The sequence below is a fragment of the Neobacillus niacini genome (genome assembly GCF_000759675.1).
In the GTDB taxonomy this organism is placed as follows: Bacteria; Bacillota; Bacilli; order Bacillales; family Cytobacillaceae; genus Neobacillus; species Neobacillus niacini_A.
The window spans coordinates 586707-605208 of sequence record NZ_BAWM01000020.1; the positions used below are offsets into that span (position 1 = coordinate 586707).

Genomic DNA, 18502 nt, shown 5'->3' on the forward strand with positions numbered 1-18502 from the left:
GCTAAACTTTTAGAATACTAGTAAACAACTGCTCCTTTCCGAAAAATTTCGAATATTACATTTATATAGTAATGCCATTTTCAATTAGTAGCTATTGGGGTTTTGTCTGTGACTTTTGGGGTATCTAATTTTTCTTCCCTAGTAAAATAGCTTAAATTTTATAGTTACTTTCGGTACTTAAGAACTAAATACTCCATAATCAAAGTGGGGTTTTTTCTCTCATTTTTCGCCTTATCTCTACATTCCTTAACATTTTTTTCCTATTATAGATTATTTTTCTTACTAGATTAGGAGTTTCCTTTCTTTTGCGTGTCCGTCGTACGAAAGAAAAGTTATTTTATGAACATGGTGGCTGGAACCGGGGGATTTAAAAATAAGGGTGACTACACCTAAATAATAGTATTATGGGATGGTGCAATATTTATTTTTTGGAATTAATATCTAAAGGTGTGTTAGGATCTTGAAAGCTACAGGGATTGTTCGTAAAACAGATACTCTTGGGAGAATCATTATAGAAAAGCAAAATCTATTAAAGTGAAGACATTATCATATCAGACTGTAGACAAACTCGAAGAAGAAGTTAACTAAGAACTAGAGAAGTTGCTTTCCGCTCAGGGCGAACGCCCCCACGGAAAGCAAGCGACTGGAGCAGAAATCAATCTTTTCTTCTACAATACATATCAAAAATGACAAAGGTATCGAGAGGGCGTACTCTCGATACCTTTTGTCGACAATCTGAACATTATCATATTTTACTAACAATTAATTCAGTAACTCTATTATGATCTTTTTTAATATAAATTGGTTTATGAGGAAATTCTGTTTTTCAAGCAGAAAAAAACATCCTCTCTCCTTTATTATTAGTAGTAGTTTAAAGATCAAGCAAATTTATCGTTTCTGCGGTATTTTTCCACGAGATACGCCGCGTATTGATTTGCTTCTTCGACATTGCCTTTTTCCATATGATAGTCGAACAACTTTATCGCATAATGTTCAAATAAGCGAACATGTGCCATTTTCTGATAATAAGGAAATGCTTCTTTTTCAAGGTAATGGTAGTAAAGCTCTTTTTCGTTTTGAAGATTATATTTATGTAAATAGAAGAAATGTATATAGATTGGCTCGGTTATTTCTTCAGAAAGAGCAATACCCTTTTCGACCAATTGGAGCAATTCTTCGGTTGATTTCAATCCTTGTTTCGTTAATGCATTTATATAGCCTTCCAAAGAGGCTATATGAAGGGCTGTATGAGGGTCTTTTATGTCCATAGATTGTTTATAGTATTCACAAGCTTTATCATAATTTCCTTGGCGAACTTTCTGGTATGCGAGATTGTGGGTCAGCATTGCTCTTTGATGGTCTAATCCAATGTTTTCGGTCATCTCGATTAATCTTTGATATTCCGTATCTTTTGGATCGTAAAACTCGTCCCCCTCTACTTGGACCAGCATAAGCATTTCTGCTTCAATCATACGCGTAAAACTGCGCACTTCTGTGAAAAAGCGCAGGGACTTTTCGGCAAAATAATAAGCCAATACTCGTGAATTCAGAGAATGATAGGCAAAAGCCAAATGATAATAGTACTCTTGGTTGTTGTAATAGGTTAGATCGATTCCTTGAAAATATGAAATTGCCTTATAATATTCCTTATTTATCAATGTATTGATCCCTTTAATGTGAAGAAGCATGTTTTTTTCATATGGTGAAAGATTAGACCATTTGTCCATTTCAGCAATTAGAAATGTAGCTTGATGCCCCTGCCCTATCAATAAATAATATCTTGTGAGTACGAGAGTATAGGAACGATAAATATCCGGCATATGTAGTAGAGCAATTGCTTCTAATTGCTCCTTTAGATTCTTAGCCTTTGTATTCAGTTTTAAAATGATCGATTCATGCCATTTTTTTAAAATGGAATCTATGCCATTGTATGTTTTAATTTCTGATACCATATCAATACCAAGCCGCTCTGATAGTAAATCTATCGTTTGTTTAGAGACTTCTGTTAATCCTCGTTCAATTTTGCTTATATGTGTCCTCGAACAGATGCCAATTCCTAAATCCTGCTGCATCATGTTCTTACGCTCACGATAGAATTTGATTATTTGTCCCTCTAGCATGGTGATTCCTTTCTTAATCTCGCCAATTTGGAATTATGTTCTTATTTTACTAAAGATGACCCCAACTCCAATTGGGTCTCTATGACTATTTTTAATAAAAAATTTAAAGATTGCAATAAAAAAAGCGGGTTGAAAGTCCTGTGTGAAACCCCGCTTGCTAACTCTAATCATTTTGTTTCTCCTGAAATCAAAGTTCAAAAATATACAGCCCGTTTTCGATACAGGGATCAAACCGTTAATCAAAGCTCTATTATTTTTACATTTTTCTTCTCTTACTTATATCTGTTTGTTAATAATATTTCCTTCATATATTAATCAATATTCCATTTTTACTTAGCTCGCTCAGCTAGGAGTATATGAGCTTTATTCTCTTTTATCTTTGCACCAGAACCTTGACATTGATCTGTCTCATGCCGCATTAATAGTAAATTCCTTCTTTGTATTTCTTCTTCTAACAAAGAAATAAAGTCAGAATCAAGTTTTAATTCCTTTGCTTCAACATAAATATCGATTAATAATTGATCATTTAACTTCTGAATCATCGTTAACACCCCTCATGAATCATACATAGTTAAAGACATGTAGAAAATTCAAATTGTACTTATATAGCTCATTATGATTTCGTAATGTTTTTCTTCCAAAAACAATTTTCCCAATAAAATAATGAGCTAATGCTTTCCTTACATAACTATATGAATATTAAGAGTATGCTTCTATTTTAGGAATGCTTTACCTCTACAAAATGAAAGTACACTTTGTTTCCATTCTTAAGTTGATGGGCATGGGGTACCACCAGCAACTGAACGACGGGAACATGATGGCTTCCGTTGGGAATCGAAACGGGCTGTTTAGTGGTAATCATCGTTTTATTTTGATCCTTTAGTTGAAAATTTTGCTGATTTTAAACCTGTCTATTTTTCAGACAAGTTTAAAATATCATATTTTTTTATTTTATGCAATCGCTTTAAATAATCATAAAAGGGGTACCGCCACATGCCCACCAAGCTAAAGCGAAATTGTATCTATACATTCGTAATCAATAAAATATTTGGTTTTTTCATAGAGAATACTCCTCTTAACCTAAGAATTTAGATGCTCGTGAATAGAACCCTTCCTTGGACAATAACCTGAAAAAATAATATTTACGGTCCATGAAAAGGGATTTCATGGACCGTAATTTGAGAAAAATTATTTGATGTTGGGTTAATCATTTATTTTTAGCTTTATTTCAAAACTCTTGCCATTTGAATTCGCCGAATCGATATGAATTAGAGTCTTTTTGCTAGATACTGAGGTTTTTACTCCCTCACTTGCTGCTACTACAACAGGGTTCGAAGCTTCAATTTCAAGCTTCATTTTATCCAGCTTAAAAGTGGGGTCAGATACGGCGATTGTGATTGTATCACCTTCATTTTTCACAAGAATTGAAGCTTGATTATAGGATGTGATATTACTAACGGTCTTCTTTTTATCACTAAAGAAATTAAATCCCTTGATTCCCAGCTTCTTATTTTCGACTGCATGAACCTCTTCTGTATTGGATAATACCTGAATGCTCGGGCTTTTTGCATATTGTTTCGTTTTGTCCACATCGAAATTAGGTAGAATCACATAAGCATAGGAAGCATTTTGTGGATTCCTGCCATGGTCCAATCCCAATGTAAAGAAATTCTTCGTTACTTTTGTATCCGGGTTTGACGTACGAATTTTCCTTAGGCTTTCCGTAATGGTATCATTATTGACACTGATACTAGCGGTCTCAGGGAAATAATATCCTATCTGAGTCCCCTCAGCATCCGTATTAAAGTTTATCCATTTCAAATCATATTCCCCATTAGCCGGATCCTGTAATGAGCGGCCATCATAGGTTTCTCCAGCTATACTGCTAGTTTCTTTGACATCAAACATTCGATTATCAATCGTCGAAATAACCTCTCTGCCCATCTGATCTTTGATACCAGACCCCAATAACACAATTTCATCGTCAAACATAAAGACGGACTTATTGGCTTCAGCATTTTTATAGACAACAAACTCCTCAGGTAACAGCCCATCCTGTTTGGCCTTATAGCCAATTTCGTCCCCAAGCTGGATACCAGAAACGCCATATTTACCAAGCTTTACTCCGCCCGAAAAAGTATTAGTTCCTACTGGAAAATACACATAATCATTTTGTGATGTCGATGATGCATAAAAGTTCAATGGATGATTCGTATTTTCATAGAATAGCTTTCCGCCATATAGCTCAGGAATCGTTTTCCTCTCTTCAACAGGAACCGTTGTCCCAGGGAGCTTATAAGGGTTTATCGCGGCAAAATAATTTGCCCCAAATTGTTTGGTTTGATCCCGCCCAGACAGATACAAATAATAGGCCCCGTCACCTTGGAACCACGGCATTAAATTTTCCCCGCTCATATATTCATACTTGCTGATTCGATTGGAGCTTCTTGAAAAGGCAAATGCATAGGAATCTCTTAGATGGACGGTTTTATCCATTAAATTAAAGGCATAGTGGTTAGATTCTTCAATCCCATTTTTCGCCTTAACACTGGAATCTTCCATTATCTGATGAAAACGGATAATAGGTTTGTACGATGTAAAGGATCCGCTAGACACCTTAACTTTTGAAGAGTCGGCGATATATTTTATATGTGATTGTAACGCTTTACTCTCTTCTTCATTTAGATAGCTACTTAAATCTACCATTGCCTCAACAATACTAGTAACATCCTGATACCCTGTACCAGTCCTAGATAATGCCCTGCCCTTCACGATTTCCATCATATAGCCTTCAAAAATGACGGGAGAAAACCCCTTATATATCCATTCTTTCACCGTTGGAACCAAGATTTCTTCAGGATTATATTGACTGTCATCTAATATGTTCATCGTTTGGATGATTCGGTTAAATAAGACTTTTCCATAAGAACCTGTGTAAGCAACTCTGTGATGCTGAATGAATGATCCGTCCTCATAAAACCCATCTGTATTCCCATTAATGATTTGGTTAGGATCAATCGTTTTAAAAACAGTTAGGATATTATCTACTGCCTTTGAAACCCTCTCCTCATTACCAATCAGCGCCCCTTGGATGATTCGATTGGTGGCAATATCGGCAAGATTCGCGCCGGTATGGGAGCGAGAAGTTAAATCGATATCACCATCTTTGCCGTTTCGTAAATACAGGTCCATTGACTTCACATAGGCATCGATTAATCCTGGCTTATAGCTGCGAATTTCATCTTCTAAAAGAAGTAAAATTTTCGTGATATTCATCGGCATCCCTATTTCCCATGAATACCAGTTGCCATAATACCCTTTTTCTTGATTTTCAAAATAGTTCTTGTAAAGCCAATCTAAGCCCTCGATAACCTTATTGATGGTATCCTGATTTTGATATAAATTGACTCCGCTTAAATCTGACCGCTTGTAAGTTTTTGCAGCAAGTGCCATTTGATATAAGTACAAATAGGAGTTACTTAAATTAGTATCATTCTCTCCAAGAGCAAGATTATTAAATAAAGCTGTTTCTCTGTCTTCAGCCGCAATGAAAGCAGAAAGTCTTGAATTTGCCGTGTTGTGGACAGAATTAATTTTACTATCGAGTACGGGATTTTGATTGATACTCTCATTTCCAGCAAGATACTCTCGATAGTTTAATTTTAATTTCTTCATTTCCGTTAAAACATCCGCGGTGTTCATTTGACTTATTACTTGAGAAGTTGAATATTCAGAGGCTTTTACAAGGTTGTTAGAATCAATCACCGGAATCGTTAAGAAGGTTGATAATGCGAGAGACGAAGCTAAAATTCGCTTTAGATTTTTTTCCATAAAAACACCATCCTATGAAATATTGTTCGTATTTTCATGGTGAAATCCTCTACTTACTATGGAGTAGACGAGATAAGCACTAATACTGAAACTAAGCATCATCGCAGCCGGTAGATAGAAACATAGAACGATGCCAGCTGCAATGATGAGAATAGATAGAATCGTATGATGCAAGCGGCTGATCGATAGGAGCACCGCATTTTTAATCGCATTTTTCCAAGTTACTTGATAATGAACCATGACAGGAAAGATATAGATGGAAACAAACAAGTACAAGATTCCCAATAGGAAAAAAAATGAAAATAGGATGTATTTTACACTGGAATTTACCTGATTTGTTATAATAAAATCTCCCAAAAGTAAGCCCGTAAAAACCAGCCACACAATACCGACCAAAAAGCTTTGTTTAAAATTCTCCTTAAACAGTCGAAAAAAGGCGGAAAAAATTCGAATATCGTTTTGTTTTTTCCACTCTCGGACAACCCCGAACAACGCTGTTGTCGCAGGGAAAATCGTCAAGATTGGAACACTGAGAACCAGCCAGAGGAGATTTAACAAAAATGCATTCATGATAAATTCCATTGCTTTATAAATTTTCCCATCCATTATTTTCATCCCTTTTCCCAAAGTTTTACCAATACATTTTCCAATCCTTCGCAAGCCTGATTAACGCTTCAAAATAATAATAGTCGCCCCAAATACAGCTTTCATCGACACCGCGGCCGCCAGCTTTATAATAGACCGCGTGCTTGAGAATCCCGTTGGCTTCACTATCAATCTCCGTTGTATAGTTTTCAGATAGGGACTGCATCATAACGAGCGCTGCATTTTCATAAACTTTCTTTTCCGGATCCGTTAACGGCAAATGCTTCGTCATCTCCAGTAATCCGCACACGGTAATGGCAGCAGCTGAGCTGTCGCGCTCTTCCTCACCATCTGTAAAAATTAAATCCCAGTAGCAAACTTGATCTTCCGGCAGTCTATTTAAATAATAGTTTGTCAGTTTCTTCGATAACTCGATTAAACTCCAGTCCTGCGTGTAGTGGTAGCTGAGTGGAAATCCATAGATACCCCAAGCTTGCCCGCGTGCCCAGCAGGAATCATCTGCATATCCCTGATGGGTGTTTCCATACAATGGTTTTCCTGTCTCGGGATCCATATAATAAGTATGGAAGGTAGACGCATCTTCCCTGACAATGTATTTGGCTGCCTGCTTGACATGGGAATCGGCAATTTCGCGATACACCGCTTTTCCTGTCACTTCAGAAGCCCAGTAAAGTAATGGAAGATTCATATTACAATCAATAATCATACGGCCCCGCTGTTTTGGATCATTTAAATCTCCCCAGGCCTGAATAATTCCTGCTTTATCATAGTATCTAGTAATCAATAAATCAGCCGCTTGGATGGCAATGTTTTTTGCCTCTTCGTTACCGGTTAGCTTGTAGGCGCTGACACAGGACAAAGTATATAAAAATCCTAAGTCGTGATGATCTACTTCAATCCTTTGTTCAATCCGTTCTTTAAAACTTTCAACCTGTATTTCTGCTACTTTTCGGTATTTTTCTTCACCGGTATATTCATAGGCAAGCCAAAGCATTCCTGTCCAAAAGCTTGTCGTCCATTCCAGGTTTTTAATCGGTTTATAGATAAGGTTTTCACTGTTGGAATCTGGGAACGTGTCGGTGAAAACATCTAAACTTTGATCTATTTTTGCTAAAACATGCTGAATCGCTTTTTTTACAAAAGTGCGGTCTACAGCTGGAGCAGTCTCAAACCGTTCTATATTCTGTATCTTTTCTTTCTTCACTTCATCAACAAAAACCGTCATGTTACATCACCTCAAAAATTTATAATAAAAAAGGATCTTCCATGTCTTTAAGCCATGTACGAAGCTGCTGTTCCAGCTCTTTTGCAATCGGATGGACAAAGGGATCTTCTATTTTTTCAGGCTGCAGCTGGAATTTATCCTTTTCTAAGTCATACAGCAAACGGATACGTTCATCACCAGGGGCATAGCCATGGTGAATGACATACGTAAATAGCTTCGTTCGAACCGCTCTCCATCCATAAGCACGGTTATCCAGTCCCGCATCTCGGAAAGCTTCAATTGCTTCTTTACGACCAGGATATGCGCACATATATGCCGCTTCAGGTCCCTGGCATTCTCGCTTAATCAAAAAACTAGATAAATCGGTTCCCTCAACCGAATTCGGAATGTCCAGTTGAAGCAAACTTAACAGGGTTGGCATGATATCAACCGTATTAAGTAAAACATCCGTTCTTGCTGGCCCCATCACCTTTGGCCAGCGAAGGCAAAAGGGGACCCCAATCGATTCCTCATACCAAACATGCTTTGCCATTAAGCCATGGGAGCCCATCATTTCCCCGTGATCCGAGGTTAAAACGAGAATTGTATTCTCATCTAACTTCTCATCCTTTAACAGCTGTAAAATTCTGCCGAATTGATCATCAATACCAGATATCGCGGCAAAATAATTCATCTGCGTCTCTCTTAATTCCTCCAAACCGCCATCGACTGGTTCACCCGTATGAACGCCGAATGTCGATTGGTTCACATTTTCTCTCAGCATTATCTGCTCCCCGTTATATAACTGCCTATATTTTTCGGGAACTTGATCAAACGGACTGTGCGGCGGATTCCATGATAGAAAGAGCGCAAATGACTGATTGCTGCTGCGATTTTTAATAAATTGCAGTGCCTGATCGGTTTCATGTTCCACAGACCATTGGTTCACTTGAATTTTTTCAGGATTATCCTGCCAGTAATGGGGGGAGAGATGCTCATCCCATGCTCCGTAGGAATACCAGTGTTGAAAACCATGCCTTTTTGGCCCCGGAGGAGTATAGGCATCCCAATCCTTGGCACCGGATTCAGGTTCCGCGCTGACATTCAATTCCGGTAAATCCAGATGCCACTTCCCAATATATCCCGTCTGATAGCCAGCATCGGCGAGCACATCACTAATACAAGTTTCCTCAGGACTCAGCATAACATCGGCACCAATTTTACAATTGGTATACACCCCGGTGCTCATCGGATAACGGCCCGTCAGCAATGATGCCCGGTGAGGCGAGCATAATGGAGAGCAGGTGACAGCATTGGAAAAAACAACACTCTCCCCGGCAAAAGCGTCAATATTAGGTGTAAGGACTTGATCTTCATCTTCATAACCGACCGCCTGACGCCGCCATTGATCCGCAAAAATATAAATAAGATTCGGCTGCTGTTTACTCTCCATTATTCCCTCTCCTTATTATCTAATTGAATTTGGACTGTTGCCCTTTTGGCTCGGAATCATTTTCAATTTCGCTGTGAATGTTTTCCCTTTTGCCTCACTCACATTTACCTTCAACTTAATCGATGGCTTGGTGTTTTCCACCGTAATATTTTCATCCGCTTCTAACACCTTGAACGCTTTACCATCGATTTCAATTTCGATATAACCTTTGTTTTCCATGGTCGGATCAGATACGGCAATTTCAAGAACTCCGTCCTTCTCCTGCATTGTCACAGAGGCTTTTTGATAGACGGTCAGCGGACCAGCCGTTTGCTTCTCATCCTTCCAAAAATTCGCACCAATGATATTCTCCATAACATCATGTACAGCTTGAACAGACGGATCGTTTCTTAATATCTGAATATCAGGCTTTTGAGAATATTGGCTAGTTTGTTCCTGATTCTGGCCTGGCAGGAGAACATAGGAGTATGTGTCATCGTTAGGTCGGATACCATGGTCAAACCAGATCGTTGTGTAGAATCGCTTGATTTGTTCAGCCGGACCGCCATAATTAATATCCTTCCATGCACCGCTGCGTTCTTCTTTTTTAATATTCAGCGATTTACCTTCGGGGAAGAAATAGCCGATATCCGCTCCAGAAACATTCCCTTCAAGAAAGGCCCATTTGGCATCAACCGAATGGTTTTGAACACCGCTGCTAAAATCCATCTTTTCGCCATTGATGACCAATTCATTGGAACCATCATTTCGGATTTTTCTGTTCTCCACAATTGTTTCAACATTTCGCTCTTCATTGCTGCTAATGCCTGCACCAAGGGCAACGATTTCGTTATCGAACATAAACCATGACTTTTTCGCAATCAACGAACTGTTCCAGGCATCGTAAGACATTCCCGCAGTTCCAAAATTCTTGAGCGTCGAACCTCCTGTCCATGCCTCCGAGGATCGATGTTCGCCACTTCCATCCGCTCGCCGCATCGTATCAACGGTTGTGCCAGGCATTCGGTAAGAATCTACCGTCGGCCAAAAATCATCACTATATTGAGCGAGATCGGCATTATACAAATACGTCATCCCTTCTCCCGTGTACCAGCCCTTCCGGTTTTCATCATTCATGTCTTCATAATTTTGTATCCGGTTCGAGTACATACTGATACCGAACGCATAGCCCGGTTTACTGTGGATAACTCGGTCCATCGAAGCAAACGTCTTATGAAAATCAAGATCTCCACGAGGTGTGACCGCTTGATTTTCCAAAAGCTGCTTAGCTAAGGTAATATCGCGGAAGTTGCCTGCGTTTTGAAAATAATCCAAGTACGAATCTTCTTGCATCCAGTATTTTGCCATGCTCTTATACTTTTCTGCATATGGCTCAGGTGCAAATTGAGCCATGCGAATCACACTTTTAATAATGGTATGCCCTGCCTGATGATCCTGAAGGAAATCACGCGAAATTGCTCTTCCTCGCACCATATCCATCAAAGCGCCTTTATACATAAAGGGCTCATAGGCATTTTCAATCCAGTCATAAACATTGGTAACCTTAGGATCCGTCACTTTCCAGGTAGAATTGCTTAACAGCTCGAACATATCAGTCAAGCCTTCAATTAAAACAATGCCGTATGACCCGTTATAAGCAATATTCCCATGCTGCACGAAGGAGCCATCTTCGTAAAAACCGTCTCCTTCGGTCACGTTTTCAAACGTTTGACTTAGAGCATCCCGAGCAGCAGCAATTTTTCCAGCATCCTTCACAATTACCCCGCGCACACCGACTACCTTGCTTACATCAATTCGATTGGCTCCAAGGGCTTCTCGATATTTCTCCGGGGTTGTGGCTCCGGATTTGGTTGGATCCGGCTGGAAGTGGTCCACTACGTTCAAGTAGCGATGAACCTTTTCTTGATCCAAATAATCATATAAAAGGACCATTAAACTGTTTAATTCATTGGGGACACCAATTTCCCAGTGCCACCAATTGCTATATTGAGCAATATTTTCGTTATAGCGGTTTTGATACAGCCACTCAAGCGCCTCCGAAATATCCTTTAGCAATTGCGGATTGCGATAAAGGGAGGAATGTTTATTGGCAAAAGCCTTAGCCATGATCGTTAGATTGCGGTAGCTGTCTCGAATATCAGCCGAATCGTCTGTACTTGCAAAATCAAACCAAAGGAAAGAGCGGTCGTTATTTTTAAACATCGTTTTCCAAAGTGCTTCCGCTGATTTTGTCTGGCTCTCAATCATTTCGTTCATCCGCTCATTCGACGGGTCGTACGAATCAAGACCAGTCATCAGGCTTTCCCGCTTTTTACGAAGCTGATCATATTCATCCTGGACCGCATCGGTAACGGTAATCTGGCTTTCACTCTTTAATCGACCGTCCTCTGTCTCTACCGTAATGACAGCTGTTCCTGATGATTTCGCTTCAAGGAGACCTTTTCGAACTGAAGCGACTGCTTCGTTGGAAGACCTCCACACCAGCTTTTCTGCATCGGCATTGGCAGGTGCGATGATTGCCTGAAGCAATCGGACTTGGCCTGATTCAAGCTGGAGTTCCTTTGGTTGCAGGTCCAGCTCCGTTGCCTCCGGTCGTTCAATCGCATCATTTTTGATAATCTTTACTGTACTGGTGGCATAAAGCCCATTATCTGTAAAAGCCATAATCGTTGTCTCCCCGGCTTTCACACCTGTCACAGTTCCATTACTTACCGTAGCAATCGTTTGATCCGCAGATTCCCAAGATATCTTGGAACTCGCATCAGCGGGGTCCATTTTCACATGCAATGAAGCAGTCTCCTGCTCTTTGATAGTCGTTTCACTTTCCTCGATGACAATGGACGTCGCTGGCTGGATGAGCTGCAGTGAAACGTCATCAAACAGGACTGTACCCGTTCCTGTTTCGAAGAAAAGCTGGACACGGATGCTATCGGCATTGGCAGGAGTCTTTACCTCCATTTTGATTTGCGACCAATCATTCGTACCGGTTAATCTTGAAGAGTAAAGTAAGCCAAGCTGCTGGGTTCCTTCATATAAAACAACTCTCATCCTTGCACCTTGACCGCTGACGATATTCTCTGTCTTCAACCATGTACTTAACTGATACGTTTTTCCGCCTTGAACCGGTACATCCTGTGACACGGCAGCTCTGGCAGATTGTGCCGCTGTGATTTTTAAACCATACTCACCCGTCCGGCTTGCATCCTTTGCAATTGATACAACGGGGCTACCGGTAGGTTTCCAGACACTCCATTTTGCTGCACCTAATTGATCCCAGCCTGATTTTGGCGCCTCAGTTTCTTCAAAACTAGTATTCAATAATAAAGTAGATTCATTGGCAAAAGTAAACGGCACATGAGCGGTCATCGCTACTAGTAATGAAAAAATAATAAAGATAGACAATCCTTTTTTTCGTATCTGCTTCATGTTTATCCGATTCGCTCCTTTTATCCTTTGGCTGTGTTAAAGCTAAATGTTGATATTGGCACTCTGTTGATTTGCGCGGAAGGCACGAAGACTCCTGCGGGAGGACGGGGCAGGGGAGACCCCACAGGCGCTTAAGCGCCGAGGAGGCTCCCCGGACCGCCCTAAGGTGCGCGAAGTGCCTGGAGCGCAAATCAACAGACAAATTTAACACAGGCTATCCTTTAATTCCCGTGCTGGCAACTCCCTTGATAAAATGGTCTTGAGCTAAGAAGTAAACAATGATGGTTGGCACGATTGCTGAAACAGCAGCAGCCATAAGCAGGGCATATTCAGTGTTATATTCCGTTATAAAATGCTGAATCCCAAGCTGCAGCGTATATAAATGATCGGAAGTAAGATAAATTAATGGCCCTAAGAAATCATTCCAAGAATGCATGAAGGAAAAAATAACAAGTGTCGCGATCGCTGGTTTTGACAATGGCAGAATAATTCTCCAGTAGATGCCGAACTCATTTAAGCCATCAATTCTAGCTGCTTCCAACAATTCATCTGGAATGGATAGGAAAAACTGACGGAACAAGAAAACGCCAAAGGGATTAAATGCTCCCAGCAAAATCAAGGCCCAGTGCGAATTGACCAATCCAAGCTCCTTCATCAGCATAAATTGTGGAATCATCATGACCTGATACGGGATCATCATCGTTGCAATATAGATGAAAAATAAACGGTTGCTTTCAGGAAATTTAATTTTGGCAAAAGCATAACCGGCAAGGGAACTGTTGATAATCACTAAAACCGTTGTGATGACAGCAATTTTCAATGTGTTTAAGTAATAAATGTGAAATGGCACTTTTGTCCAAACATCTTTGTAATTGCTCCAATGGAGGGTTTCCGGGATCCACTTAATCGGGAATCCGAAAATTTCCGATTCTGCCTTCAAGGAAGCAGAGAGCATCCAAACAAAGGGTAAAACCATCATCAGTGAAACGAAGATAATCGCAATATATTTGAGAACTTGATTGATTGATATTTTACGTGCTTTGGGTGCGGGTGTATAAACGGAAGCTTCCGTTTTCGTTCCCGTTGCAATATTCATTCACAGCTCAGCTCCTTTCTTGTTTGATTAATAATTCACCCATTTTTTCTGTCCTCTAAATTGAATAAAGGAGAAAATGAGAATCAGCAGGAACAACACATAGGCCATAGAAGAGGCGTACCCATATTCGAATTGCTTAAAGGCCGTATTATAAATATCGTACACAAGCACATGTGTTGACCTTCCAGGTCCCCCGCCTGTAAGCACATAGATTAAATCAAATACTTTAAAGGAATTAATGACACCGATAATCATGGTGAAAAAGATGACAGGCGACAGCATCGGTAAAGTGACATTGAAAAACTTCGCGATTGGTCCAGCGCCATCCAACTCAGCCGCTTCATAAAGGTGATCAGGAATATTTTGCAGCCCTGCCAAAAAAAGAATCATATAATAGCCAACCGAATGCCAAATATAGACCACAGAGACAGATAGTAAGGCCCAGCTCGGTGATGACAACCAGCCAGGAGGATTGTCGATTCCAAACTTCATCAATGTCCCATTAATCGGACCCATCGACGGATTAAAAATTAGCTGCCAGACTGCCGCAACGGCAATCGTTGCCGTAACATACGGTAAAAAAACCGCTGTCCTGAAGACTTTTACAAAGCGGATTCCCCGATTTAAAGCGATGGCAATTAAGATCGATAAAAATAAGGTAATAGGAACAGAGATTAAGGTGAAAAGAATGCTATTAATAAAGGAAATTCGAAAATTCGTATCATGTATTAAATTCTTATAGTTTTCCAGCCCAACAAACTCAATGACTCCAAAGCCATTCCATGATGTAAAACTCATAATAAAAGAGGCAATAACCGGAATGAGGATAAATAATAGAAAACCGATGATATTAGGTAAAAGAAATGTATAAGCGACCAAACGATTTCGTCTTATCACCGTCGATGTTGACTTTCTGCCCGACTTCATATTGTGTTCCGTCCTTTCTATGAAAAAACGTAGCACCGCTGACGTTCAATCTTGCAGCAGTGCCTCGCTTTTCATTTTTATTTACCAGCGTACTTACTTGCCCATTCATCTTTTACACGTTTCGTAATTTCTTTTATGGCATCATCAACAGATTTCTGACCAAGTAAAGCAAGCTCTCCTTCTTGCTTAAAGATTTGCTCTTTTACAACATTATTCACACCAGGGAGCATTGGGTATTCAGGGTATTCTTTTGTTTCCAAGAAATAGTGAAGGTTTTCCGGTTTTTGCGTTCCATCACCAAGGTACGCCTTTTCAACATCCTTATCCATATAACCAGTTAGATAACCTTCTGAAGCAAGCAACTCTGCACCTTCTTTACCAGTTATGTATTTCAGGAACTCAAAGGCTTCTTTTGGATGCTTCGTGTTTTTGTTCATCATGATGGAAACAGGCAATGCTAGTGATGTATTCTTAGCGACACCCTCTGGATGTGGAATCGGAACAACATCCCAATCAAAATTTAACTTTCCTTCTTTTTCCGCTTGGCGAAGCTGAGCAACATGCCAATCTCCGATAAGGTTCATCGCAATATTTCCTTTTTGGAAGGCTGCATTATAATGCGCTCCCGTTGTTACCTGTTCAGACCATTTCATGATTGATCCGTCTTTTTCAAGGTCAATCCTCAATTGTAATGCATCCTTAAATGGTGATAAGTCTTTATCAATGATCGAGGCACCATCTTGAACAGCACTCATATACCATGTTTGCGGCCATTGCTGTAAGTACGCACCGTATACTTTACTTTCTCCACTTCCACTCGTCATTTTTTTCGCTAATTCACGAAATTCGTCCCAAGTCATATCATCGCTTGGATAATCTATACCTTTTTCGTCAAACAACGACTTATTATAGTAGAGCATCCAGTTTGATTTACGATAAGGAAGGCTTAATACTTTGTCATCTGATTTATAGGTGTCATACATCGTTCCGTAACCTGCAACATCCATTTTGCTTTCTTTAATGTATTTATCAAGAGGTGTCAATAATCCTGTGTCAATCATATTGTCCATCTGGCCGGTGAATAAATCATATCCTTCGCCGCCTGAAAGCTGCATCCGAATTTTTTCGTAATATTGTTGCTGTGGAAAGGTTTCAAACGTGATCTCAACATTGGGATGATCCTTTTTAAAGTTTTCGTAACCTCTTTTAAAAACTTCCTCATCTGCTGGAAATACAGCCATTTTCAAACTAACTTTTTCATTTGAAGCTTTTGGTTTTTCTGCTTCAGAGCTCCCTTTTTCGGCACCGCCGCTGGAGCAGCCGACAAGCAGGCTAAAGCATACAAGCAAAATCCCTACTAAACTAAACATTCTTTTCATTTGTTTCTCCCCCTTTTTGATATTTTGCTATATACTGAGTGTAAGGGTTTTCAACTTTTGGAATAAGTAGAAAATTTCTTTCCCCCTTTTTACAGAACTAGGAGTGACTTCCGTGATCTTTCTCTGCTTAATTAGTATTGTTTTATTAATCTTTTTTATCTATAAAAACTTAAATAGCCGCTCTATCTTCTTTTTATGTGCTTTAACCATTGGCTGGATTTTAGCTTATATCTCTTTTACACTCTACCTATCAAATTTTAATTATTACTATAAACTCGTTAATCAGTTTTTTGGGTTTAGCCCACGTACGTGGAATAGACTTGTCCTAATTTACTTTAATACGAATACATTAATCCGGTTATTTAATTTTGGTATCATTCTTTTTTATTTTTCCTTTTTAAGCTATTCTATTTCGTTTGTCAGCAGCCTGAAGGCGAATAGAAGACAGCGTAATATTTATATAACCCTTGGTTTAATCGGGATCTGCCAATTTCTATTTTATGATCCTAGTCTAAATCTGCTGTTCCAAAATTATATTGTGAACGCTGGCATTTTGCCGCAATACCAAAAATTCACCCACGCTGCGGATATGTTATTCCAGGTGGTTAATATCGCTTATTTATTAATAAGCTTTTCATTATTTATCTATCATTACATACTCTACTACAGACTAAGATACATCCGTGATCATATCCTATTTAATTTAATTAGCTTAATACCGCTTACATTTGTGCACCTATTTATTTTTTATTGGGCGCCATCCAATTTTGTCAGAACGACATTTAGTAACAGCTATATAAACTATTTGCAGCCTTCGATTAATTTGTATTTATTGGAGTATCGCTTTTTCCCGCTCATTGCATTCCTTGCCATCGGAATCATGATCTTCAATGTATATAAGTACAAATCAAATGAAGCACGGTATTCAAACATCAATATCATTACAAAGAAAAAAATCGATACAGCCTCCCTTGGGATTCGCGCTTTTACGCATGCGATCAAGAACCATTTGCTCGCTATTCGTTCAGAATCGGAATACTTACAGGAAAAGTTTGCGGACGATGAGGAAGCCTTATATAGCTTGAAACTCATCATGGACTCTTGTGAACAATCGTTTCAAAGTATTAATGAAGCAAATGATAAGCTGAAACAAATAACTTTAAAAATAAAGGCAGCTCCTTTAAATATTCCCGTCGAAAGAGCAATAGAGCGCTTCCATCCTAACAAGTTACATGTCAACATCCATTACGAAAAGCCTTATTCTCATATCAACGTCTTTATAGATGAAGATCAAATTCAGGAAGCGATTTATAATATCCTTAAAAATTCTATAGAAGCACTTGCTAGCAGGAATGGTGATATTTGGGTGCAGATTAGTGAAGTTGATCAATGGGGAACGGTAACGATTAGGGACAATGGTCCGGGGATTGATTCCGAAAACGTGAATGAAATTTTTACCCCATTTTTTTCAACAAAACCATCGATTACCAATTGGGGAATCGGCCTTTCGTTTTGCCACAAAGTGATTACAGGTCATGGAGGTAAAATTGAAGTCACGAGTGAGAAAGGAAAATCCACTCAATTTGATATTTTATTGCCGCTTGTAAAAAGGGTATAAAAAATACCCCTCATAAATTTTTCGGGGAGCGTGATTCAATTGGAGACCATTCAAATATTAATTGCCGATGATATGGAAGCACACCGCAGGCGCCTTGAGAGAATTATCAATAGTGTTGGTAACCTTTCGTTAGTCGCCTCTGCCAAAAGTGGATATGAAGCCGTTGCCTATGCCGCGATTAAAAAACCGAACATTGTCTTAATGGATATCGAAATGGAAAGTCAATTGGCAGGAGTTAAGGCCGCATCTGAAATTAATAAAATATTACCCGATACCAAAATCGTTATGCTCACTGTCCATCAGGATAATAATATTGTCTTTGCAGCCTTTCAAACAGGCATTGTCGATTATTTAATGAAATCTGCACCAAAAGAAGAAATTCTAGAAGCGATTTACTCGGCTGCCAACAACCAATCGCCGATTCGTCCAATCATTGCGGAAAAAATAAGGCAGGAGTTTGCTCGGATTAAAAAATCAGAAGATCATTTAACACATTTTTTTAAAATCATTGCAAATCTAACGCCCTCTGAGCTAGAGGTATTGAAACTTCTCTGCAGTGGTTTAAAACGGAAGGAAATAGCGGAAGCACGCGCCGTAGAGGTAGAAACGATAAAAAAGCAAATTAGCAGCTTGTTGAAAAAATTTGATAAGAATTCGACCAAGGAAATCGTTATCGATGTAACCGAACTTAAACTTTTCGATATGATTAAAGATATTTCGTAAAAAGAGGTAACCACTGATTCCAGTGTTACCTCTTTTTTAAATCGACCATTTCAATTGGTTACAACCTATTTCGTCTGTAACACAATTTCAAAGTTTTTTCGAAAAAAACACAAAAAACC

At 39.2% G+C, this 18502-nt stretch carries 13 protein-coding genes; 3 read left to right on the forward strand and 10 right to left on the reverse strand.

What is annotated here, in order from left to right; all coding sequences use genetic code 11:
* Positions 1 to 878 precede the first annotated feature (878 nt).
* Positions 879 to 2120, reverse strand: coding sequence for a helix-turn-helix domain-containing protein (locus tag TR08_RS12535; RefSeq protein ID WP_045518498.1), 1242 nt, complete (start codon positions 2118 to 2120; stop codon positions 879 to 881).
* A gap of 142 nt (positions 2121 to 2262) precedes the next feature.
* Here TR08_RS12535 and TR08_RS33910 point away from each other — a divergent pair, with 142 nt between their 5' ends.
* Positions 2263 to 2457, forward strand: coding sequence for a GerAB/ArcD/ProY family transporter (locus tag TR08_RS33910; protein ID WP_370576295.1), 195 nt, complete (start codon positions 2263 to 2265; stop codon positions 2455 to 2457).
* On the opposite strand, the gene TR08_RS33915 is transcribed toward TR08_RS33910, so the two are convergent.
* The 9 genes from TR08_RS33915 to TR08_RS12585 all read right to left on the reverse strand — a co-directional run bounded on the left by TR08_RS33915 (position 2450) and on the right by TR08_RS12585 (position 16042).
* Positions 2450 to 2662, reverse strand: coding sequence for a sporulation histidine kinase inhibitor Sda (locus TR08_RS33915; protein WP_045518499.1), 213 nt, complete (start codon positions 2660 to 2662; stop codon positions 2450 to 2452). The genes TR08_RS33910 and TR08_RS33915 overlap by 8 nt on opposite strands.
* A 661-nt stretch (positions 2663 to 3323) precedes the next feature.
* Positions 3324 to 5951: a polysaccharide lyase 8 family protein gene (locus TR08_RS12545; protein WP_045518500.1), complete on the reverse strand. Its 2628-nt coding sequence runs from the start codon at positions 5949 to 5951 to the stop codon at positions 3324 to 3326.
* A gap of 12 nt (positions 5952 to 5963) precedes the next feature.
* Positions 5964 to 6557: a YesL family protein gene (locus TR08_RS12550; RefSeq protein ID WP_045518501.1), complete on the reverse strand. Its 594-nt coding sequence runs from the start codon at positions 6555 to 6557 to the stop codon at positions 5964 to 5966.
* Between the two features lie 25 nt (positions 6558 to 6582).
* Complete coding sequence (locus TR08_RS12555; protein ID WP_045518502.1) at positions 6583 to 7782, reverse strand: glycoside hydrolase family 88 protein; 1200 nt, start codon at positions 7780 to 7782, stop codon at positions 6583 to 6585.
* Positions 7783 to 7801: 19 nt separating this feature from the next.
* On the reverse strand, positions 7802 to 9214 hold the full coding sequence (locus TR08_RS12560) for a sulfatase family protein (RefSeq protein ID WP_045518503.1): 1413 nt from the start codon (positions 9212 to 9214) through the stop codon (positions 7802 to 7804).
* A gap of 15 nt (positions 9215 to 9229) precedes the next feature.
* Positions 9230 to 12640, reverse strand: a complete 3411-nt coding sequence (locus TR08_RS12565) for a polysaccharide lyase family 8 super-sandwich domain-containing protein (RefSeq protein WP_052427447.1) — start codon at positions 12638 to 12640, stop codon at positions 9230 to 9232.
* 214 nt (positions 12641 to 12854) lie between these two features.
* Positions 12855 to 13736 (reverse strand): carbohydrate ABC transporter permease, encoded by an 882-nt coding sequence (locus tag TR08_RS12575; RefSeq protein WP_045518504.1) that lies wholly within the window; start codon positions 13734 to 13736, stop codon positions 12855 to 12857.
* A gap of 27 nt (positions 13737 to 13763) precedes the next feature.
* Positions 13764 to 14663, reverse strand: a complete 900-nt coding sequence (locus tag TR08_RS12580; protein ID WP_045518505.1) for a carbohydrate ABC transporter permease — start codon at positions 14661 to 14663, stop codon at positions 13764 to 13766.
* A gap of 77 nt (positions 14664 to 14740) precedes the next feature.
* Positions 14741 to 16042 (reverse strand): ABC transporter substrate-binding protein, encoded by a 1302-nt coding sequence (locus TR08_RS12585; protein ID WP_045518506.1) that lies wholly within the window; start codon positions 16040 to 16042, stop codon positions 14741 to 14743.
* A 112-nt stretch (positions 16043 to 16154) separates the two neighbouring features.
* Between TR08_RS12585 and TR08_RS12590 the strand changes: the two genes are divergently transcribed.
* Entirely contained in the window at positions 16155 to 17660 is a 1506-nt protein-coding gene (locus TR08_RS12590; RefSeq protein ID WP_045518507.1) for a sensor histidine kinase, read from the forward strand.
* Positions 17661 to 17690: 30 nt separating this feature from the next.
* On the forward strand, positions 17691 to 18383 hold the full coding sequence (locus tag TR08_RS12595) for a response regulator transcription factor (RefSeq protein WP_238579127.1): 693 nt from the start codon (positions 17691 to 17693) through the stop codon (positions 18381 to 18383).
* Positions 18384 to 18502 lie beyond the last annotated feature (119 nt).